We start from the raw sequence: 20,474 nt of genomic DNA, 5'->3' as shown, positions 1-20,474 counted from the left end.
GACGTAGGTGCGGGTCATGTCGGAGTGGTATCCCCCGACCTGCGCGCCGAAGTCGAGCTTGACGAAGTCCCCGGCGGCGAGCACCGCGTCGGTGGGCCGGTGGTGCGGCACAGCCGAGTTCGCCCCGGTCGCGACGATCGTCTCGAAGGAGATGCCGTCGGCGCCGTGGTCGAGCATGCGGGCCTCGAGATCGCGGCCGACCTGCCGTTCGGTGCGGCCCGGGCGCAGCCCGCCGGCGGCGACGAGGTCGGCCAGCGCCCGGTCCGCGGCGGCGCACGCCGCCTTCAGCAGCCCGACCTCGTGTTCGTCCTTGACCATGCGCAACTGCTCGACCAGCCGGGGCGCGGGCGTGAGGGTGAGCGGGCTGCCCAGCCCCGCCCAGCGCACGTGCTGTTCGACGGTGGCGATGTGGCTCTCGAAGCCCCACCGGGCCGGCGTGGCCGCGGAACCGACCAGGTGATCGGCGCTGGCGCGGGCGATCCGGGCCCGCAGGTCGGGCACCTGCGCGGCGATCTGGGTGAGGTAGCGGCCGTCGGTGCACACGACGGTGCGGGACTCGTCGGCGTCGTCGTCGGCGGTGACGAGCAGCGCGGCGTTCGAACCGGTGAAGCCGGTGAGGTAGCGGATGTTGAGCAGGTCCGTCACCAGGAGCGCATCGAGGTCCCGGTCGGCGAGCAGCCGGCGCAGCGCGGCGCGGCGGGAGGCGTGATCGGCGGGCATGGGCTCAACGTACTCCCGCGGCGGCCGCCGGAACGGCCGCCGCCCGGGCGGTGACGACGAAGGGCAGGACGACGAAGGGCAGGACGACGAAGGGCAGGACGACGAAGGGCAGGACGACGAAGGGCAGGACGATGAGGAGCGGAGACCATGTGGGGCGGAACACACTTCCGCCGATCCAGACGTTACTCTGAGGTACATGAAACCCTGGTTGCTTCGCGGGCTCGGCCTGACCCTCGTGCACGTGCTCGTGCGGGTCCTGCTGGGGGCCGCCCTGGTGCAATGGCCGCTGCAAGGCTCGGTGCTGCGGATGGTCGCGCTGGCCGTCGTCGTGCTCGCCGCGATCGTGTGGGCCGGGCTCGACGGGATCCGCGACCAGCGGGCGCACCCGCAGTCGGAGGACGGTGCGGACCTGACGATGCTGTGGCTGAAGGCGGCGGCGGTCACCGGCCTCGTCGCCGGCCTGCTCACCTGGCTGATCGACACGGTCAGCCCGATCCAGGCCGGGGTCAAGTCGCTGTTCTTCGAACTGACCTCGGGTGCGGCGTTCACCGTGCTGCTGGTGTACGTCCCCGCGACGGCCGCGGTGATGCTCGGGCGGTTCCTGGGGCGCCGGGAGCAGCGCAAATCCGCGCCGGCGGCGAAGCCCGACGCCGGGCCGGCGCCGGTCGGGGCGGCCGCGGCGCCGGATCAGGGGTGGCGCGACGACGACGCCCCGACCGAGGTGTTCGAGCGGATCGATCCGGACCGCCGCCCCTAGCGTCTCCCGATCGGACCGGGCCGGTTGCGGAATCGGGTCCGTGGCCGGAGGCCGGCAGGTACCGTTCCGCCCATGGCCGGACGCGGGGCGCGCGGTACCCACGGACGCCGGCGGACGGCGCTGGTCGTCGCGGGCGCGGGCGCGCGCGGTGCCTATCAGGCCGGGGCGATCACCTCCCTGCTTCCCCGGATGACGCGGCACGGCGCAGCGCCCGCGATCCTCGTCGGGACCAGCGCGGGCGCGATCAACGTGCTCGGGCTCGCCGCGTTTGCCGACGAGGGACTGCCCACGGCCGCGGAACGGGTCGTGGACCTGTGGACCGGGGTGGTCTCGTCCGACGTGTACTCGTCGGTGCACAGCCTTCTCGGCACCGGCGCGGCCTTCCTGGGCCAGGCGATCGGCTTTCCCCGCACGCGTCTCGTCAGCCTGCTCGATACGACCCCGATCCGGGGAACCCTGCAGCGCCTCGTCCCGTGGACCCGGCTGCACGAGAACATCCGGGCCGGGTTGGTGGACGCGGTCGCCGTCGCGACGACGTCCGTGGCCACCGGCGGGACGGTGGTGTTCGTGGAGAAGAACGATTCGGTGCGCCTGCCCGAGTACGACATCCGCCGCAACATCAGCTACGTCGAGACGACGCTGACCGTCGACCACCTGCTGGCCTCCTCGGCGGTCCCGATCCTGTTCCGGCCCATCCACGTCACCGACCGATGCGCCCCGCAGCGCTCCGGCTGGTACATCGACGGCGGACTGCTGCTCAACACCCCGATCAAACCCGCGCTGCTGCTGGGCGCGAACGACGTCGGCGTCGTGGCGACGCAGCCGCGGGTGTGGCCCCCGCCGGTCGCGGCGCGCACCGGGAGGCACCGGCCGGCGCCTCCCGACGTGGCCGGCGTCGCGGCCCTGGCACTGCGCGCGATGCTCGGCTACCGGATGATCGAGGATCTGCACACGCTCGAATTCCGCAACGCACGGATCGCGCAGACCCGCGCGGTGTCCCCGACCGACCGTCCCATCGGGATCGACTTCGCCGGCCCACCACCGGGCCAGGCCGGCCGGATCGCCGAGATCGCGGAGGACGTGGTGCGTCGCCGACCCGCCGTGCGCCGGTTCCTGCGCAACCCCGCGCCGTCCGTCGTCGCGCGGCTGGTCGGCGGCGATGACGAGGATCGCGGAGACCTGCTCAGCTTCCTGCTGTTCGACCCGGAGTTCACCTCCGCGATCGCCGACCTGGGCCGGGAACACGGCGCCGAACCGAGCTCCGCGCCGGCCGTGGAGGGCATCCGGGCGTGATCCGCGCCCGGGCCGGAATCGGACGGGACGGGCGGAACGGACCGATTATGCGAGGAGTCGTGTCACACGACGTGCCGGTGGTGTAATTGTGAAGCATCGGGATCGAGAATCGGGAGCAGGCGAGGGAAAGCCGCTCGCCCGATCGGACGCACCGAGGGGGATTGCGATGGCCGACTTCGATCGATGGCCGACCGACCTGCTCGCCGAGTTCGTGGCCGACCTCGAACTGGGCCGCACCCCTGCCCTCCCGGTCGGCGTCGAGACCGCCGCGCGCGAGGAACTGGCCCACCGGAGCCTCGACGGCGGATGAGACCGATCCTCGGCAGAGTCCCCACGCGCAGCGACCGCCCCAGCACCGCCCGTCCGCGACCCGGACGCCGGGCAGGCGGAGCCGCCCGGTCGGATCCCCCTGCCGCGATGCGATCACCGAAAATCAATCCGACTGGCGCCCAATACATTTAGAGTAGGGAACCATGGGAGAGCGCGCTCCGGTATGCCCCGACGGGAAGACGGCCCCGAACGGCTCGGACGAGGGTGGGCCTTGGTGCTCCCGGACCGGTGGTGAACCGCAGCTGGAACGACTGCTCGGGGCGATCCTGCCGCTGACGCACCCCGCCGGCCTGTGGTCCACGACGTGGGGCCTCGCGAAGGGCTCGTGCAGCGCCGCCGCCGCGGTGGTGCGCGGACGAGTGCTCGGTCGCCGCCACCCGGGCACCCCCGAGGCGGCCGACCCCGTCCTGCCCGCGAGCTGGTGGCCCGACGACCTCGACATCGAGGCGGCGGCCAGGAAGTGCCCGGGGGTGGATCTGTACGCGGTGACCGTCGACTTCGTCGACCGCCACCACGGGTTCGCGCTGTCGATGCTGGGCGGCATCCCGTCCTGGACCGCCGCCTGGTATTCCCGCGTGGGCGTCGCCTACCTGCACGCCCACCGGCTCTCCCATCCCGTCCGGGACAACCGGGGCCGCCGCGGAACGCCCGTGCCGGCGCGTGCCGGCCGTCCCGGCCTGCAGGTCGTGCGCGGCGCCGAGTAGTCGCAGCGTTACATCGCCTGAAACCGCTATCATCGCCGTATGACGATCAATCGCGACGGTGGTGCGGTCCCGACGTCGACCCGGCCGGTGCCGGACCTCGACGCCGCGGTGGCGCTGTTCCACAGCCTCTCGGACGGCACCCGATTGGCGATCGTGCGACGGCTCGCCGAGGGTGAGGCGCGGGTGGCGGACCTCGTCGGTGAGCTGCGGTTGGCGCAGTCGACGGTCTCTGCGCACATGGCGTGCCTGCGGGACTGCAACCTCGTCGAGGGCCGCCCCCAGGGCCGGCAGGTGTTCTACTCGCTGACCCGACCCGAGTTGATGGACCTGCTCGCCTCGGCCGAGACGTTGCTGGCCGCGACCGGGAACGCGGTCGCGTTGTGCCCGAACTACGGCACCGGCACCGGGAGCGCGTCGTGAGCGACGCCTGCGGTTGCGGCCACGCCGAACCCCGCCTCCCCGGCGAGGACGAGCACGCGCCCGAGAAGTTGTGGCAGATCACGGAGATCCGGGCGGCCGCCGCCGCGGGCGTCCTGCTGGTGGCGGCCCTGATCGTCCGTGTCGGCGGCGGACCCGACGCTCTCGGTGTGGGACTCGAGGCGGTGGCCTTGATCGTCGCCGGCTACACCTTCGTCCCCGCCACGCTCGAACGCCTGGCCAGGGGCGGGATCGGCGTCGGGACCCTGATGACGATCGCGGCCCTCGGCGCGGTGCTGCTCGGTGAGGTCGGCGAGGCCGCGATGCTCGCGTTCCTGTTCGCGATCAGCGAGGGACTCGAGGAGTACGCCGTCACCCGCACCCGCCGCGGCCTGCGCGCACTGCTGTCCCTGGTCCCGGACACCGCCACGGTGCTGCGCGACGGTCGCGAGCAGACCGTTCCGCCTGCCGACCTCGCGCTCGGCGAGGTCATGATCGTCAAACCCGGGGAGCGAATCGCCACCGACGGGATCGTCCGATCCGGGCGCACCGCCCTGGACACCTCCGCCGTCACCGGGGAATCGATGCCCGTCGAGGCCGGTCCGGGCGACGAGGTGTTCGCCGGGTCGATCAACGGCACCGGTGTCCTCGAGGTCGAGGTCGCCGCCGGCGCGCAGGACAACTCGCTGGCCAGGATCGTGCGGATCGTCGAGGCCGAGCAGTCCCGCAAGGGCGACGCGCAACGCCTGGCCGACAGGATCGCCACCCCACTCGTCCCGGCCGTGATGGTCGCGGCCGCGGCCATCGCCGTCGTCGGCAGCCTGGCCGGGGATCCGCGCGTGTGGATCGAACGCGCCCTGGTGGTGCTGGTCGCCGCGTCGCCGTGCGCGCTGGCGATCGCGATCCCGGTCACGGTCGTCGCCGCGGTCGGCGCCGCATCCAGGTTCGGCGTCCTGGTCAAGGGCGGCGCCGCCCTCGAGGCTCTCGGCCGCATCCGCGGCATCGCGTTGGACAAGACCGGCACCCTCACCCGGAACCGGCCCGCCGTGCTCGACGTCGCCACCGCGGAGGGAACGACCCCCCACGACGTTCTCGCCGTGGCCGCCGCTCTGGAGGCCCGCAGCGAACACCCCCTCGCCCCGGCGATTCTCGCCGCCGTCGACGACTACGTGCCGGCCGAACAGGTGGACGCGGTCCCCGGTGCCGGCCTGACCGGCCGCATCGCCGGCGCTCCTGTCCGGCTGGGCCGGCCCGGCTGGATCGACGCCGGTCCGCTCGCCGCGGACATCGAGCGGATGCAGCACGCCGGGGCCACCGCGGTCCTCGTCGAACGCGAAGGCGCCGCGATCGGGGCGGTCGCCGTCCGCGACGAGCTCCGCGCGGAAGCGCGCGAGGTGGTCGCCGGGCTGCGCCGTGACGGCTACACCGTCGCGATGCTCACCGGCGACCACGACCGCACCGCCCGAGCCCTGGCCGCCGACGCCGGTATCGACGAGGTGCACGCCGACCTGCGCCCCGAGGACAAGGCCCGTCTCGTCGAGACCCTGCGCGCCACACGGCCGACCGCGATGGTCGGCGACGGGGTCAACGACGCCCCTGCGCTCGCGGCCGCCGACCTCGGCATCGCGATGGGCGCGATGGGCTCCGACGTCGCCATCGACACCGCCGACGTCGCCCTGATGGGCGAGGACCTGCGGCACCTGCCCCGAGCGCTCCGCCACGCTCGACGGTCGCGGACGATCATGCTGCAGAACGTCGGACTGTCCCTGGCGATCATCACCGTTCTGATGCCACTCGCCCTGTTCGGAGTCCTCGGCCTGGCCGCGGTCGTCCTCGTCCACGAGGTCGCCGAGATCGTCGTGATCGCCAACGGAGTCCGGGCCGGGCGCGCGCGGAGCCCGACTGCGACGGCACGACCAGCGCCGACGGCGGCCGAGCCGATCGCCGGAACCCGGTCATGACCCGAGACGCCGGCTCCCCCTCGGCCGGCGTCCACGAGGGGGCGTTCACGGCAGCGCGGACGGACGCAGGACCCGGCCCCGGACGTCGGCCCGCACCCGTTGCACGAACTGCTCGCGCCCGAGGCACGCCCGCTGCCCCGACTGCGGCACCAGTGCGCTGACGGTCTCGTCCGCGAGTTCCTCGTCGCCGACGATCGCGATGTACGGGTCGCGGTGCAGGCGCGCGGCCCGGATACGGCTGCCCAACGAACCCCCGGCGAGCACGTCGACGCGAATCCCCTCGGCCACCAACCTGTCCCGCAGCCTGCCGGCCCCGTCGCCGTGGCCGTCCCCGACGGGCAGGACCGCCACCTGGCGGGGCGACAGCCAGGGCGGCATGCGCCCTTCGAAGCGTTCGACGAGCATCGCGATCAGCCGCTCCATCGACCCGAGCACACCCCGGTGGATCATCGCGGGCCGATGCCTGCGCCCGTCCTCGCCGGTGTATTCGAGGCCGAAGCGCTCGGGCTGAGTGAAGTCGAGCTGGACGGTGGACACGGTCTCCTCGCGCCCGTGCGCGCCGGCGACCTGGATGTCGATCTTCGGACCGTAGAACGCGGCCTCCCCTTCGGCCTCGAAGAAGTCCAGCCCGCGCCGTTCGAGCGCTCCGCGCAGTTGACCCTGGGCGTGCGCCCACTGCTCGCCGGTGCCGAGATACCGCCCGCCGGCGTCACCCAGGGACAGGCGGTAACGCCGGTCGTCGAGCCCGAGGACCCCGTAGCAGCGCTCGATCGCACTCAGCGCGAGTTCCACCTCCGCGCCGACCTGTTCGGGCGCGCAGAACACGTGCGCGTCGTCGAGACTGATCTGCCGGACCCGGCTCAAGCCGGCGAGCACGCCGGACAGTTCGCTGCGGAACATCGATCCCAGCTCCGACAGGCGGATCGGCAGGTCGCGGTAGCTGCGGCCCCGCGAGGCGAAGATCTGGGCGTGGTGGGGGCAATTGGCGGGCCGGAGAACGAAACTCTCGCCTCCGACCCGCATCTCGGGGAACATGTCGTCGGCGAATTTGGACCAGTGGCCGGACCGGACGAACAATTCCTTCTTGGCGAGCACCGGGGTGTAGACGCGGCGACAGCCGGTTTCGGCCGCCACCTCGGCGGCGAAGGCCTCGAGTTCGGCACGGATCACCGCACCGTCCGGCAGCCACAGCGGAAGGCCCGCACCCACTATCGGTGCGGTGGCGAACATTTCGAGTTCGCGACCGAGCACTCGGTGATCTGCACCGTTCATGATCCGTTCCTCGACTCTCGTGTCGGCGAGAGGAAGCGACGTGCCCGAACACGACGAAAGCCCCGGGACGTCGACTCCCGGGGCTCGCGTGGTGGGTCAGCAGTGAGCGACGCGGCGCCGGAAGGCATCCGGCGTCGTCGTGACCTGCTGAGCGTTCATCATGACGGGAATCGTACGGCCGGTACCACCCGGAAATCAACGAAGAGCCGAGGGCGAATCCGAACACGTTGCGGCGAAAAGTCTTTCATTTCCGTGGCTGCGGTCGGCCGTCCGGTGGGGCCGCGACCTTCGATTCGGAAAATTCTTTGATTCCGTCCGGTTCGAATTACCTCTGGCCGAGTAAGCCGAGGGATCCCGGAAAAATGGAACGGGCCGGCGCACCCTTCGGTGCGCCGGCCCGTCGAGGGGGCTCAGCGGATCACAGGAGCACGGTGCCCGGGTCGGCGGTCCCCTCCCGCGCGACGGCCGAGTACGCCGCCGCGAGCAGCGACGGATCCGGTCCCTCGAGCCTGCCGGGCTTGGCGAGGCCGTCGAGGACGACGAACCGGAGCATGCCCGCGCGGCTCTTCTTGTCGGACTGCATGCCCTCGAGCAGCTGCGGGAAGGCGTCGGCGTCGTAGGTCGTGGGCAGCCCGACGAGCTCGAGGATGCTGCGGTGCCGGTCGGCGGTGGCGTCGTCCAGGCGCCCCGCGAGGCGGCCCAGCTCGGCGGCAAAGACCAGGCCGACGGCGACAGCGGCGCCGTGACGCCACCGGTAGCGTTCGCGCCGTTCGATGGCGTGCCCGAGGGTGTGCCCGTAGTTGAGGATCTCGCGCAGGCTCGACTCCTTGAGGTCCGCGGCGACGACCTTCGCCTTGACCTCGATCGAGCGTCGGATCAGTTCGGGCAGCACCGTTCCCGCCGGGTCGAGCGCGGCCTCCGGGTCGGCCTCGATCAGCTCGAGGATCTTCGGGTCGGCGATGAAGCCGGTCTTGACGACCTCGGCGAGGCCGGCGACGATCTCGTTGCGCGGCACCGTCTCGAGGGTCGCGAGATCGACGAGCACCGCGGACGGCTCGTGGAAGGCGCCGACGAGGTTCTTGCCGGCGTCGGTGTTGATGCCGGTCTTGCCGCCGACCGCGGCATCGACCATCGCGAGCAGCGTGGTGGGCACGTGCACGATCCGCACCCCGCGCATCCACGTCGCGGCGACGAACCCGGCCAGGTCGGTGGCCGCTCCCCCGCCGAGGCTGACGATCGCGTCGCTGCGGGTCAACCCGATGCGCCCGAGCACCTCCCAGCAGAATCCCGCGACGGCGAGGTCCTTGCCGTCTTCGGCGTCGGGGATCTCGACCCGGTGGGCGTCGATCCCCTTCTCCGCCAACGCGGTGCGCACCGCCTCGGCGGTCTCCGCGAGCGGCGGCTGGTGCAGGATCGCGACGGTGCGGGTGCCGGTGAGTTCGTCGACGAGCTCACCGAGCAGGCCTCGGCCGATGATCACCGGGTAGGGCTGGGCCGTCTGGACGTCGACGCGTACCGGTTCGGTCACGGTTGATTGCTCCGATTCTCTGTACTGGTCCCGCTGGCAGCGGACGGGTGGGCACCGGTGGCGGCCAGATCCGTCTGCGCCTCCAGTTTGGCAAGGACCTGCTGCACCACGCGGCCGGGGCTGCGCCCGTCGGTGCGCACCCGGATGGTGGCCGCCTGCCGGTACAGCGGGCGGCGCCGGCGCATCAGCTCCCGGTACTTCGCCGCGGGATCCGCCCCGGCGAGCAGCGGCCGCGTGGTGTTGGTCCCGGTGCGGCGCAGGCCCTCGGCGACGCTGATCTCGAGGTAGATCACCGTCCTCCCCTCGAGCAGGGCGCGGGTGCGCTCGGACAGGATCGCGCCGCCGCCGAGCGAGACGATCCCGTCGTGACGGGCGAGCGCGTCGGCCACCACCTCTTCCTCGATCCGCCGGAACGCCGGTTCGCCGTCGGTGCCGAAGATGTCCGGGATCGTGCGCCCGGTGGTGCGCTCGATCTCGGCGTCGGTATCGAGCAACGGCAGGTCGAGGGCTTGGGCGAGCCGGCGGCCGATGGTCGACTTGCCGGCCCCGGGCGGCCCGATCAGAACTGCGCGTGGCGTCATGTCGTCACCGTGGCACCCGGGCCGCGACGGCCTCGAGGTAGTTGCGGACGTTGGTGCGGGTCTCGTCGATCGAGTCGCCCCCGAACTTCTCGAGCGCGGCCTGCGCCACGACGAGCGCCACCATCGCCTCGGCCACGACGCCGGCCGCGGGCACGGCGCACACGTCGGAGCGCTGGTGGATCGCGACGGCCTCCTCGCCGGACGACATGTCGACGGTGGCGAGGGCGCGCGGCACCGTGGAGATGGGCTTCATCGCGGCCCGCACCCGCAGCGCCTCGCCGTTGGTCATGCCGCCCTCGAGGCCGCCGGCCCGGTTGGTCGAGCGGAGCACGCCGTCGGGGCCGGGCCGCATCTCGTCGTGGGCGACGCTGCCGCGGCGGCGGGCGGTCTCGAAGCCGTCGCCGACCTCGACGCCCTTGATGGCCTGGATGCCCATGAGGGCCGCGGCGAGCCGGGCGTCGAGCCGGTCGGCACCGCTGATGAACGAGCCGAGACCGACGGGCAAGCCGTGCACCACGACCTCGACGACACCGCCGAGGGTGTCACCGTCGCGCTTGGCGGCCTCGATCTCGGCGATCATCGACTCCTCGGCCGACTTGTCGAAGGCCCGCACCGGGCTGGCGTCGATGGCGGCGAGGTCGGCGCCGGTCGGCTCCACCCCCACGTAGGGTTCGGACGCGCCGATGGAGATCACATGCGAGACGACCTCGGCGCCGAACACCTGGCGCAGGAAGTTGCGGGCCACGGTGCCGGCGGCGACGCGGGCCGCAGTCTCCCGGGCGCTGGCGCGCTCGAGGACGGGCCGGGCGTCGTCGAAGCCGTACTTGAGCATGCCGGAGTAGTCGGCGTGGCCGGGTCGCGGACGGGTCAGCGGCGCGTTGCGGGCCTGCCCGGCGAGCAGTTCGGCGTCCACCGGGTCGGCGGACATGATGGTCTCCCACTTGGGCCACTCGGTGTTGCCGATCTCGATGGCCACCGGGCCGCCGAGGGTGTGGCCGTGCCGGACGCCGCCGAGGATGGTGACCTTGTCGGCCTCGAATTTCATGCGCGCGCCGCGGCCGTAGCCGAGGCGGCGCCGCGCCAGCTGCTCCGAGATGTCGCTCGACGTCACCTCGACGCCGGCGACCATCCCCTCGAGCATCGCGACGAGGGCGGGACCATGGGACTCTCCAGCAGTTATCCAGCGCAGCACAATCCCATCCTTCCACGTGCACCGCCACCGGCAGGACGCCGCCCCGGTCAACCCGCCGCCAGGACCGCGGCGACGGCCGCCGCGCACATCGACGGCCCGTGCGGCAGCACCACACCGCGCGGGCGGCGATGTGCCCGTACCCAACCCGCGCCGACGACGACGGCGCCCGCCGCGGCGGTGAGCAGCGGTGGCAGCAGGGCCGCCGTCGTCCACGCGGCCGCGCCGTTCGCGCCCGCGGCCGCCCCCAGCCCGGCGGCGAGCTTCACATCGCCCGCGCCGAGACTCCGCGGGGCGGCCAGGTGAGCGAGCAGGTACGGCCCGGCCAGCAGGACCGCCCCGGCGAGCGCAGGGGCCGCGTGTCCCGCTCCTGCGGCGACCGCGAGGACGACGGCGGCGCCCGGCACCGTCAGGACGTTCGGCAGCCGCCGCGCCGACAGGTCGGCCGCGCTCAGGCACACACACCACCAGATCAGCGCCGCGACGGCGGCCGCACCCGGTGCCGTGGCGGTGGCGAGCACGGCCACGGCGCCGCCGGCCGCGGCGGCGGCCTCACACACCCCGCGCGGTGGGTGGCGCCCGGCGAGGCGGGCGACGAGGCGGTGCGCGCCGGCACCGGCCGCGGCGCCGAGCACGGCGAACAGCAATACGGTCATGGCGGCAGCGTGCCGCGCGCGCGGCGCCGGCACGGCGATCTCGCCGCCCGCAGGCAGAATCTGTGGATAACCGGTCCGGGTGTGGACAACCGGTTGCCGGGACGGATCGAGCCGGACCTGCGAACATGACCGAATCGTCCCGTCCGCACCCCGGAGGTTCGCATGGAGCTGTCCCGCGTGCTCGAGACCGTCGGCGGCGCCGTCGACGTGGTCGGGGTGGCGGTGATCGTCGTCGGTGCGGCGGTGGCGAGCTGGGTCGCCGTGCGGTCCTGGCGCCGCTCCGCCGCCGCACCGATCTACGAACGCTATCGGCGCGATCTCGGGCGGTCGATCCTGCTCGGTCTCGAATTCCTGGTGGCCGCGGACATCATCAAGACGGTCGCCGTCACCCCCACCTTCACCTCGGTAGGGGTACTGGCGGTCATCGTCCTCATCCGGACCTTCTTGAGCTGGTCCCTGCAGCTCGAGATCTCCGGCCGGTGGCCGTGGCAGAACGGCAGGACCGGGCCGCCGGCGGAGGAGTCGCCGGTCAGCTGAGCTCGGCGCGACGGCGCTGCAGGAAGCCGCGCTCGGCGGCGTTGGCGGTCCGCGCGAGCGCCGCGTCGTACGCCGCGGCGGCCTCCGGGATGCGGCCGAGCCGGCGGAGCATGTCGGCGCGCACCGCGTGGAACAGGTGGTAGCGGTCCAGGTCGAGGGTGTCGACGAGGGCGAGACCCGCGGCGGGGCCGTCGACCTCGGCCACCGCGACTGCCCGGTGCAGGGCGGCGACCGGGGTGGGTGCGACGACGAGCAGCTGATCGTAGAGCGCGACGACCTGCCGCCAGTCGGTCGTCTCGACCGTGGCGGCATCGCCGTGGACGGCGGCTATCGCGGCCTGGATCTGGTACGGGCCGGGCCGCCCGAGCCGCAGGCAGCGCCGGACGAGGGCCTGTCCCTCGGCGATCCGGTCGCGGTCCCACAGCCCGCGGTCCTGCTCGGCGAGGGGCACCAGATTCCCGGCGGCGTTCGTGCGGGCCGGTCGTCGCGCGTCGGCGAGCAGCAGCAACGCGAGCAGGCCCAGCACCTCGGGTTCGTCGGGCATGAGCTCGGCCAGCAGGCGGGCGAGCCGGATCGCCTCGGTGCACAGGTCGTCGCGGACCAGCCGGTCCCCACCGGCCGCGGTGTGCCCCTCGGTGAAGACGAGATAGACGACGGCGAGCACGGAGCCGAGGCGGGCGGGTAGCTCACCGGGGTCCGGAACGCGGTACGGGATCCGGGCGTCGCGGATCTTGCCCTTGGCGCGCACCAGCCGCTGCGCCATGGTCGTCTCCGGGACGAGGAAGGCCCGGGCGATCTCGGCCGTGGTCAGGCCGCCGAGCAACCGCAGCGTGAGGGCGACGCGGGCGGCGGGCGCCAGCGCGGGATGGCAACACGTGAAGATCAGGCGCAGCCGGTCGTCGGGCACGACGGTCTCCTCGCCGTCGACGGCGGTGTCCCCGGATTCGTGCAGCCGGGCGGCCTCGGCGTGCTTGCCGGCGCGGGCCTTCTCCCGGCGGATCCGGTCGATCGCGCGGCGCCGGGCGGTGGTGACGATCCACCCGGCCGGGCTCGGCGGCAGCCCGTCGACCGGCCACCGGGCGACGGCGACGGCGAACGCGTCCTGCACGGATTCCTCGGCCAGGTCGATGTCCCCGAAGGCGCGGACGAGCGCGGCGACCGCACGGCCGTGTTCGGCGCGGAACACGCGCGCGATCTCCGCGTCCGTCACCTCGGGCACGGGCGTGTCACCCGCAGTGCCCGCCCTGCAGCGGCCGCACCTCGATCGGCAGCGTGATCGCGCGGGCGAGCTTGCGGCCCCACTCCAGGGCGGCGTCGAGGTCGGGCGCCTCGATCACGGTGAACCCGCCGATGTGTTCCTTGCCCTCGAGGTACGGGCCGTCGGTGGTGAGGATGCCGTCGCCCGCGAGCCGGAGCACGGTGGCGGTGCTCGGGGGGTGCAGTCCCCCGGCGAACACCCAGGCGCCGGCGGCACGCATCTCGGCATCGACGGCCTCGACGTCGCGCATGATCGGGTCGAGAAACTCCGGCGGCGGCGGGTCACCGTCGGGCTGGTAGATGCTCAGCAGGTACTGGGTCATGGCCGATCCTCCTCGCGGTGGCGGTCCCCGGCCCGGTGCCGGTGATCCAACCTGTACACGAACGGCCGGCGGGTGGATCGACATCCGGCGCGGAATTTTCTTCCTCCGCCGGTCAGCGGGAGGGCCGGCCCTCTTCGGCGGCGCGTTTCACCGCCCCGAGACGGCGGTCCCAGGCGTCGGCCAGCTCGGCGAGCCACCGGGCCGAGCCGTCCAGGGTCTCGGGGCGCGGGGTGTAGAGCACCTCCCGGCCGGCGCGGGCGGCGTCGACCAGGGCCGCGGTCTCGAGGATCTGGAGTTGCTTGACCACCGCCTGGCGCGAGACCGGGACCCGCCCGGCGAGCGTGGTGGCGCTGGCCCTCCCCAGTTCGGCGAGCGTGCCGAGGATGAGCCGGCGGGTCGGGTCGGCCAGCGCCGCGAGCACCGCGCCGACGGCGGAATCGGCGGGGTCAGGCACTCTCGACGTCCCGTTTGGCGATGTCGAGCTGCTGCCGCCAGCCGTCGGTGTTGCCCTCGAACGCCCCGCGGCGCTGTGCCGGGGTCCCGTCCAGGGCGCCGAACCCGCTCTCGACGACGCGCAGGACGGTGCCGCCGCCCACCTCGGTGAGGAAGAACTCGACGAGGGTGGCGGCGCCGTCACGGGGCGGCTCGTCGATCACCGCCGAGCAGCGGTACGCGAGGTATCGGGGCTCATCGGACGCCACCCGGTACATCGGGAACTTCCCGTACCGCGGGTCGTGGACGACGATCAGGTCGCCGTCGGTGGTCACGGTGTGCCCGGAACGGTCGCCGTCGCCGATCCACCAGCCGGGCCGGGCGACGAGCTGCCACACCCGAGCGGCGGGCGCCTCGATGCGGATCTCCCGTTCGATGCGGTCCGGCGTGTCCATGGGAACCTCCTCGTCCGATGACATGCAACTTCATGGTTGCACCTACCCGGACGATGTGCAACCGGACGGTAGCACCTACCGGTGGTTCAGCCGGCGACGGCCGCCGCCATCGCCTCCCGCGGGGCCGGCCGGCCGGTGAACTGCTCGACCTGGCCGAACGCCTGGTGCAGCAGCATCTGCAGGCCACCCACGACGACCGAGCCGTGCGCCGCGGCGGCCTCGGCGAGCGGCGTGGGCCACGGGTCGTAGATCGCGTCGAGGACGAACGGCGCGCGGCCGAGCTGCTGCGCGTAGGGCGCGGCCGCCGCCGCCGGCACGGTGCTCACCAGCGCGCCCGCGGACGCGCACACCTCCCCGAGTTCCGGGGCGTCGAACGGCAGCCAGCGCGGCTTCATGCCTACCGCCTCGGCACAGTCGAATGTCTCGGCGGCCCGGAGCTCGCTGCGGGCGACGACGGTCACCGACGTGACCCCGAGCTCGGCGAGCCCCACGAGGGCCGGGCGCGCCGTCCCCCCGGCCCCGACCACCACCGCCGAGGCGCCGGTCAGATCCCCGACGCCGGCGGCGCGCAGCGCGCCGGTGACGCCGTCGACGTCGGTACAGTCGGCCCGCCAGCCGTCCGCGGTCCGCACCAGGGTGTTCGCCGAGCCGATCAGCACCGCCCGGTCGGTACGCTCGGTGGCGAACTCGAGCGCCGCGAACTTGCCGGGCATCGTCACCGACACCCCGACCCACTCGGGGCCGAGCCCGGCCACCAGCGCCGGCAGCTGCTCGCCGGTGCATTCGATGCGCTCGTACGTCCAGTCCGTCAGCCCCAGCGCCCGGTAGGCCGCCAGGTGCAACAGCGGGGACTTCGAATGCGCGATGGGGCTGCCGAGGACCGCGGCCTTGCGGCCGCCGGTCACGATGTCATCTGCCACTGTCGAGGATTCCGCTTTCCAGAGCCTGCTGCGTATTCGTCAGGTGTTCGTCGTAGCTGTTGGTGAACAGGGTCGTGCCCTGGGCGTCGATGGTCACGAAGTACGTCCAGTCCCCCGCCTCCGGGTTCTCCACGGCCTGCAGCGCCTCGATGCTCGGCGACGAGATCGGCGTGGCGGGCAGTCCGGGGCTCGCGTACGTGTTCCAGGGGGTGACCTGCGCCCGGTCGGCGTCGGTGGTCGCCAGCTCGGTTTCGTCGAGGGCATAGTTGACCGTCGAGTCGAACTGCAGCGGCTGCCCGATCTTCAGGCGGTTGAGGATCACCCGCGCGACCTTCGCGAAGTCGTCCGGCAGCGCCTCGCGTTCCACGAGGGACGCGGCGACGAGCATCTCGTACGGGGTCAGCCCGACCTTCGCCGCGGCCTGGGTGATGCCGGTCTCGTCGTAGCGCTGCGCGCTGGTGGAGACGAGGTACCGCAGGATCTCGGCGGCCCCGGCACTGGGGTCGAAGTCCCAGCGGCCCGCCGCGATGAGCCCCTCGAGCTGACGGTTGCGGTCGGGCACGTTCGCGACCGCGCCCCGCGCCCATTCCGGCACGCCGAGCGCGGCGAGGTCGGTGCTCGCGCCGGCCGCGTCGAGCTCCTCGTACGTCAGGCAGGTGCGCTGCCCGTCGCGGTCGAGGCAGCTGGCCTCCGCGATGAGGGTGTAGATGCCCTTGCGCACCGCGCCGGTGTTGACGTCGCGGATGTCGTGCAACTGCCGGCCCTCGGAGATCACCACCGCCCCCACCCGGTTCGCGGGGTCGACCAGGGCGGCGACGGCCTCGCGGGCGGGAAGCCGGCTGGCGATCGAGTAGAAGCCCGGCTGCAGCGAGTTCATGCCGGGGTCCTGGACGGCGGCGTTGTAGAAGGCATCGGAGCTGGCGACGATGTCCGCCTCCTTGAAGGCGGCGCCGATCTGCTCGGCGGTGTCGCCCGGGTGCACCTGCACCACGACGGCGGGACCGCCCGCACCGGTGTAGTCGGGCGGCAGGTCCGGGCCGGTGAATTTCTGGTAGGCGAAGAATCCGCCGCCGAGGAGCAGGACCAGCACGGCCGCGACGGCGAGGATCCCGACGATCCGGCCGCGGGTGCGGCGGGCCCGGGCCGAGTGGGCGTGGGCCCGGCGGGCCGGGGACACCCCGACGGTTTCGGGGGCGGCGCGGTCGGCGGAGTCGGTCCAGTCCCGCCCTGCGGCCGGCGTCTCGGCGTATCCGCGGGGGTCGTCGTCCACCGCGGCGTAGCCGAACTGGTCGTAGCCCGCCTCGTCGTAGGCCGGCCGCTGCTCGTAGTCGTCGTACCGGTAGGCCCCCGGCTCGGGGTCGTACCCGTCGTGGTCGCGGGGGTCGTAGTCCCGGGGCTCGTAGCCCTGCGTCTCGTAGCCCTGCGTCTCGTGGGCCCGGGCCTCGAAGGTGTCGTGGCCCGGGCCGTCGGTGGGAGTCCGGCCGTGGGGATCGAGGTCCTGCCGGTCGTGGCGGGGGTCGGGCTGCGACGGGGCGCCGGGGGCGTAGTCGTCGAGCCGGTAGACGTGCTCAGTGGTCGGCGCGTCGTCGAAGGGATGTCCGGCGGCCGGATGCGGTGGGTGCTCGTATCGGTAGCCGGCCCCGGCCGGGGCCGGCGGCTCCGGGACGTCGGGCCCCGGAGAACCGTGCCGCGGCCGGTACCACTCGTCCTGCTGCGCGGGTCCGAAGCCGGAGCGCCCCCCGGGGAAGTCGTGGTCCGCCCCGGTGGACTCGTCGTCCGGCCGCCCGTGCCGGCTCACTGCCCGCTCCCCGGCTTGCCGTCCTCGGCCACGTTCACAACTGCACTCCGCTCGTCCAACCAACCCTGCAAGATGGCGACGGCGGCGGCCTGGTCGATCACCGGCCGCGCACCGCGCGCGCTGACTCCGCTCTCGCGGAGCGCCCGCGCCGCAGTGACCGTCGTGAATCGTTCGTCGGCCATCCGCACGGGGATCCCGGTCAGGCGCCGGCGCAGCCGTCCCGCGAAATCACGGGCCAGTTTCGCGGCCTTGCCGGGCTCCCCGCGCAGGGTCTGCGGCAGTCCGACGATAACCTCCACGGCCTCGTACTCCGTGACGATGTCCACAATGCGCCGGATATCCGGCGCGTCGGACCCGCGTTCCTTCGAGCGGGGCACGGTCTCGACCGGAGTGGCCAGGATGCCGTCAGGGTCGGACGAGGCGACCCCGATTCGGACACTTCCGACATCGATGCCGATGCGGCGGCCGCGGCCGGGGTCGTCGACGCCCGGACGGTCGGGACCGGCGAAGTCGGCCACGATCAGCCGGCCAGCTCGCTCAGCCGGGCCCGGAACGCGGTCAGCGCCACAGGGATCCCGGCCGGATCGGATCCGGATCCCTGCGCCATGTCGGGCTTGCCGCCGCCGCGGCCACCGATGGCGGGCCCGAAGCTCGACACCAGGTCGCCGGCCTTGATGCCCCTCGCCTGGGCCGCCTTGGTGGTGGCGACGACGAACGGCACCTTGCCGTCGGCGGAACCGAGCAGCAGCACCACGGCGGGCTCGCTGCCGAGCCGGCCGCGGACGTCGGAGGCGAGGCTGCGCAGGTCGTTCCCGGCCACGCCCTCGGGGGCGGTCTCGGCGACGACGAGAAGATCCCCGGTGCGCTGCGCCTTCTCGGCGAAGGTGCCGGCCGAGGCGAGCACCGCGGCGGCGCGGGTGCGTTCGAGCTCCTTCTCGGCCACCTTCAGCCGCTCGATCAGGGATTCGACCCGTGCGGGCACCTCCTCGGAGGGCACCTTCAGCGTCGAGGAGAGACCCGCGAGCAGCGCCCGTTCCTTGGCCAGGTGCCGGTACGAGTCCAGGCCGACGTACGCCTCGACGCGGCGCACGCCCGAACCGACGGACTGCTCGCCGAGCAGGGTGACGGTGCCGACGTGGGAGGAGTGCTCGACGTGGGTGCCGCCGCACAGCTCCATCGAGAACGGGCCGCCGATCTCCACGACGCGGACCTCGTCGCCGTAGTTCTCGCCGAAGAGCGCCATCGCGCCCATCTTCTTGGCCTTGTCCAGGTCCGTGACGAAGGTGTTCACCGGATAGTTCGCGGCGACGGCCTCGTTGGTGACGGCCTCGATGTCGGTCTTCTGCTGCTCGCTGAGCGCGCCGGGCCAGGAGAAGTCGAACCGCAGGTAGCCCGGCTTGTTCAGCGAGCCGGCCTGCACGGCGTTGGGGCCGAGGACCTCACGCAGCGCGGCGTGGACCAGGTGGGTACCCGAGTGGCCCTGGGTGGCGCCCTTGCGCCAGGCCGGGTCGACCTGCACGAGCACGGCATCGCCCTCGATGACCTGTCCCTCGAGCACGGTCACCTTGTGCACCCACAGCTGCTTGGCGATCTTCTGGACGTCGTTGACCTTGATGCGCAGGCCGCCGGCGGTGATGGTGCCGACGTCGGCGATCTGGCCGCCGGACTCGGCGTAGAGGGGGCTGCGGTCGAGGATCAGCTCGACGTCCTGGCCGGCCTGCGCCGCGTGCAGCCGCTCGCCGCCGGTGATGACGGCCAGCACCGTCGCCTCGGTCACCAGCTCGGTGAAGCCGGTGAACTCCGTGGGGCCGCGGTCGAGCAGCTCCTTGTAGACGGTCAGGTCGGCGTGGGCGTGCTTGCGGGCGCGGGCGTCGTCCTTCGCGCGCTGGCGCTGCTCGGCCATGAGGGAACGGAACCCGTCCTCGTCGACGGTCAGGCCCGCCTCGGAGGCCATCTCCAGCGTCAGATCGATGGGGAACCCGTAGGTGTCGTGCAAGGTGAAGGCCTCGGTGCCGCCGAGGACGGACCTGCCCTGCGCCTTCGCGGTCTCGACCGCGCCCTCGAACAGCTTGCTGCCGGTGCCCAGGGTCTTGAGGAATGCGGTCTCCTCGCCGACGGCGACGGTCTCGATGCGCGAGTAGTCCGTGGCCAGTTCCGGGTAGGACGGGCTCATGGTGTCGCGCACGACGGCCATGAACTCGGCCATCGTCGGCGTGTCGGCGCCGAGCAGCCGGGCCGAGCGCACGATCCGGCGCAGCAGGCGGCGCAGCACGTAGCCACGACCGTCGTTGCCGGGGTTGACGCCGTCGACGATGAGCATCGCGGCGGTGCGGGCGTGGTCGGCGATGACGCGGAACCGCACGTCGGAGGCGTGGTCGGCGCCGTAGACGCTGCCGGTCAGCTCGGCGGCCTTGTCGATGACCGGGCGCAGCAGGTCGGTCTCGTAGACGTTCTCGACGCCCTGGAGCAGGAACGCGACGCGCTCGACGCCCATGCCGGTGTCGATGTTCTTCTTCGGCAGCGGCCCGAGGATCGGGTAGCCCTCCTTGGCGCCGCCCTCACCGCGCTCGTTCTGCATGAACACGAGATTCCAGATCTCGATGTAGCGGTCCTCGTCGGCCTCCGGGCCGCCCGGGGCGCCGTACTCGGGGCCGCGGTCGTAGAAGATCTCCGAGCAGGGGCCACACGGGCCGGGGATACCCATGGACCAGTAGTTGTCCTTCATGCCGCGACGCTGGATGCGCTCGGCGGGGACACCGATCTTGTCGTGCCAGATCGAGTACGCCTCGTCGTCGTCCAGATACACCGTCGCCCAGAGCTTCTCGGGATCGATGCCGTAGCCGCCGTCCTCGACGGGGCTGGTCAGCAGCGACCACGCATGGCCTATCGCCTCTTCCTTGAAGTAGTCGCCGAACGAGAAGTTGCCCGCCATCTGGAAGAACGTGTTGTGCCGGGTGGTGATGCCCACCTCCTCGATGTCGAGGGTGCGCACGCACTTCTGCACCGATGTCGCGGTGCTGAACGGCGGGGTCTGCTGGCCGAGGAAGTAGGGCACGAACGGGACCATGCCGGCGTTGACGAACAGCAGGTTCGGGTCGGCGAGGATCAGCGACGCGCTGGGCACCTCGGTGTGGCCGGCCTTCACGAAGTGGTCGAGAAAGCGCCTGCGGATCTCGTGGGTCTGCACGTCGATGGTCCTCTTTGTCTGACGGTGTGGGCTGCCGAACCCGCGCGGGCACGGCGAATCGGCCATCGTTCAGCTTATCGCGCGGGCGACGGTGGCCGTTCTCGCCACCCGCGCCGCTCCGTCCCCCGCCGGGGGGCGAGCGAATGTATCGTTCACC

Annotated in this window: 22 protein-coding genes; 7 read left to right on the top strand and 15 right to left on the bottom strand. The window is 72.8% G+C overall.

The annotated features are described in order from the left end of the window. Both AIIKEEIJ_RS22055 and AIIKEEIJ_RS22050 read right to left on the bottom strand, forming a co-directional pair. Positions 1 to 720: M24 family metallopeptidase (locus AIIKEEIJ_RS22055; protein ID WP_161996566.1), on the bottom strand; the 720-nt coding region annotated here is incomplete at its 3' end. Positions 721 to 724: 4 nt separating this feature from the next. Continuing rightward, positions 725 to 883 carry a hypothetical protein gene (locus AIIKEEIJ_RS22050; protein WP_161996565.1) on the bottom strand — a complete coding sequence of 53 codons (159 nt, stop codon included), beginning with the start codon at positions 881 to 883 and terminating at the stop codon, positions 725 to 727. 33 nt (positions 884 to 916) lie between these two features. Between AIIKEEIJ_RS22050 and AIIKEEIJ_RS22045 the strand changes: the two genes are divergently transcribed. The 6 genes from AIIKEEIJ_RS22045 (at position 917) to AIIKEEIJ_RS22025 (ending at position 6,182) form a co-directional block, all read left to right on the top strand. Continuing rightward, positions 917 to 1,477, top strand: coding sequence for a B-4DMT family transporter (locus AIIKEEIJ_RS22045; RefSeq protein ID WP_161996564.1), 561 nt, complete (start codon positions 917 to 919; stop codon positions 1,475 to 1,477). Positions 1,478 to 1,549: 72 nt separating this feature from the next. Continuing rightward, positions 1,550 to 2,770, top strand: a complete 1,221-nt coding sequence (locus AIIKEEIJ_RS22040) for a patatin-like phospholipase family protein (protein WP_006937615.1) — start codon at positions 1,550 to 1,552, stop codon at positions 2,768 to 2,770. Between the two features lie 166 nt (positions 2,771 to 2,936). Then, positions 2,937 to 3,080 (top strand): hypothetical protein, encoded by a 144-nt coding sequence (locus tag AIIKEEIJ_RS32710; protein ID WP_006937614.1) that lies wholly within the window; start codon positions 2,937 to 2,939, stop codon positions 3,078 to 3,080. A gap of 163 nt (positions 3,081 to 3,243) precedes the next feature. Then, positions 3,244 to 3,804: a hypothetical protein gene (locus AIIKEEIJ_RS22035; RefSeq protein WP_161996563.1), complete on the top strand. Its 561-nt coding sequence runs from the start codon at positions 3,244 to 3,246 to the stop codon at positions 3,802 to 3,804. Positions 3,805 to 3,843: 39 nt separating this feature from the next. Then, entirely contained in the window at positions 3,844 to 4,224 is a 381-nt protein-coding gene (locus AIIKEEIJ_RS22030) for an ArsR/SmtB family transcription factor (protein WP_161996562.1), read from the top strand. Continuing rightward, on the top strand, positions 4,221 to 6,182 hold the full coding sequence (locus AIIKEEIJ_RS22025; RefSeq protein ID WP_161996561.1) for a heavy metal translocating P-type ATPase: 1,962 nt from the start codon (positions 4,221 to 4,223) through the stop codon (positions 6,180 to 6,182). Before AIIKEEIJ_RS22030 ends, AIIKEEIJ_RS22025 begins: the two co-directional genes overlap by 4 nt. Positions 6,183 to 6,227: 45 nt before the next feature. On the opposite strand, the gene thrS is transcribed toward AIIKEEIJ_RS22025, so the two are convergent. The 5 genes from thrS to AIIKEEIJ_RS22000 form a co-directional block, all read right to left on the bottom strand. Further along, positions 6,228 to 7,457 (bottom strand): threonine--tRNA ligase, encoded by a 1,230-nt coding sequence (thrS, locus tag AIIKEEIJ_RS22020; RefSeq protein WP_338021002.1) that lies wholly within the window; start codon positions 7,455 to 7,457, stop codon positions 6,228 to 6,230. Positions 7,458 to 7,872: 415 nt separating this feature from the next. Beyond that, complete coding sequence (gene aroB, locus AIIKEEIJ_RS22015; RefSeq protein WP_161996559.1) at positions 7,873 to 8,982, bottom strand: 3-dehydroquinate synthase; 1,110 nt, start codon at positions 8,980 to 8,982, stop codon at positions 7,873 to 7,875. Then, a complete protein-coding gene (locus AIIKEEIJ_RS22010) occupies positions 8,979 to 9,563 on the bottom strand; it encodes a shikimate kinase (RefSeq protein WP_006947003.1) in 585 nt (194 codons plus the stop codon). The genes aroB and AIIKEEIJ_RS22010 overlap by 4 nt, the downstream gene beginning before the upstream one ends. A 4-nt stretch (positions 9,564 to 9,567) precedes the next feature. Next, positions 9,568 to 10,755, bottom strand: a complete 1,188-nt coding sequence (gene aroC / locus AIIKEEIJ_RS22005) for a chorismate synthase (protein WP_006947004.1) — start codon at positions 10,753 to 10,755, stop codon at positions 9,568 to 9,570. Positions 10,756 to 10,802: 47 nt separating this feature from the next. Continuing rightward, positions 10,803 to 11,408, bottom strand: a complete 606-nt coding sequence (locus AIIKEEIJ_RS22000) for a prepilin peptidase (protein ID WP_049904244.1) — start codon at positions 11,406 to 11,408, stop codon at positions 10,803 to 10,805. A 162-nt stretch (positions 11,409 to 11,570) separates the two neighbouring features. Between AIIKEEIJ_RS22000 and AIIKEEIJ_RS21995 the strand changes: the two genes are divergently transcribed. Continuing rightward, complete coding sequence (locus tag AIIKEEIJ_RS21995; protein WP_006947006.1) at positions 11,571 to 11,945, top strand: DUF1622 domain-containing protein; 375 nt, start codon at positions 11,571 to 11,573, stop codon at positions 11,943 to 11,945. Here the strand turns inward: AIIKEEIJ_RS21995 and AIIKEEIJ_RS21990 are convergent. The 8 genes from AIIKEEIJ_RS21990 to alaS form a co-directional block, all read right to left on the bottom strand. After that, positions 11,938 to 13,164 (bottom strand): sigma-70 family RNA polymerase sigma factor, encoded by a 1,227-nt coding sequence (locus tag AIIKEEIJ_RS21990; RefSeq protein ID WP_161996558.1) that lies wholly within the window; start codon positions 13,162 to 13,164, stop codon positions 11,938 to 11,940. The genes AIIKEEIJ_RS21995 and AIIKEEIJ_RS21990 overlap by 8 nt on opposite strands. Before the next feature lie 7 nt (positions 13,165 to 13,171). Further along, positions 13,172 to 13,525, bottom strand: a complete 354-nt coding sequence (locus AIIKEEIJ_RS21985) for a YciI family protein (protein WP_161996557.1) — start codon at positions 13,523 to 13,525, stop codon at positions 13,172 to 13,174. Positions 13,526 to 13,637: 112 nt separating this feature from the next. Next, entirely contained in the window at positions 13,638 to 13,979 is a 342-nt protein-coding gene (locus tag AIIKEEIJ_RS21980; RefSeq protein WP_161996556.1) for a metalloregulator ArsR/SmtB family transcription factor, read from the bottom strand. Beyond that, the gene (locus AIIKEEIJ_RS21975) at positions 13,972 to 14,412 is read right to left on the bottom strand and encodes an SRPBCC domain-containing protein (protein ID WP_006947010.1); all 441 of its coding nucleotides are present in this window, start codon (positions 14,410 to 14,412) and stop codon (positions 13,972 to 13,974) included. The genes AIIKEEIJ_RS21980 and AIIKEEIJ_RS21975 overlap by 8 nt, the downstream gene beginning before the upstream one ends. Before the next feature lie 86 nt (positions 14,413 to 14,498). Then, positions 14,499 to 15,332: a shikimate dehydrogenase gene (locus tag AIIKEEIJ_RS21970; protein ID WP_050035200.1), complete on the bottom strand. Its 834-nt coding sequence runs from the start codon at positions 15,330 to 15,332 to the stop codon at positions 14,499 to 14,501. After that, positions 15,322 to 17,130 carry an endolytic transglycosylase MltG gene (gene mltG, locus AIIKEEIJ_RS21965; protein WP_161996555.1) on the bottom strand — a complete coding sequence of 603 codons (1,809 nt, stop codon included), beginning with the start codon at positions 17,128 to 17,130 and terminating at the stop codon, positions 15,322 to 15,324. The genes AIIKEEIJ_RS21970 and mltG overlap by 11 nt, the downstream gene beginning before the upstream one ends. Then, the gene (gene ruvX, locus AIIKEEIJ_RS21960; RefSeq protein WP_170914086.1) at positions 17,127 to 17,651 is read right to left on the bottom strand and encodes a Holliday junction resolvase RuvX; all 525 of its coding nucleotides are present in this window, start codon (positions 17,649 to 17,651) and stop codon (positions 17,127 to 17,129) included. The genes mltG and ruvX overlap by 4 nt, the downstream gene beginning before the upstream one ends. After that, on the bottom strand, positions 17,651 to 20,317 hold the full coding sequence (gene alaS, locus AIIKEEIJ_RS21955; RefSeq protein WP_161996554.1) for an alanine--tRNA ligase: 2,667 nt from the start codon (positions 20,315 to 20,317) through the stop codon (positions 17,651 to 17,653). Before alaS ends, ruvX begins: the two co-directional genes overlap by 1 nt. Positions 20,318 to 20,474: the final 157 nt, after the last annotated feature.

Origin of the sequence: Rhodococcus sp. YH1 (genome assembly GCF_009939605.1) — a bacterium.
GTDB classification, from domain to species: Bacteria; Actinomycetota; Actinomycetes; order Mycobacteriales; family Mycobacteriaceae; genus Rhodococcus; species Rhodococcus aetherivorans.
The sequence above is the reverse complement of the archived record's forward strand: the minus strand, read 5'-3'. Positions and strand labels throughout refer to the sequence as shown.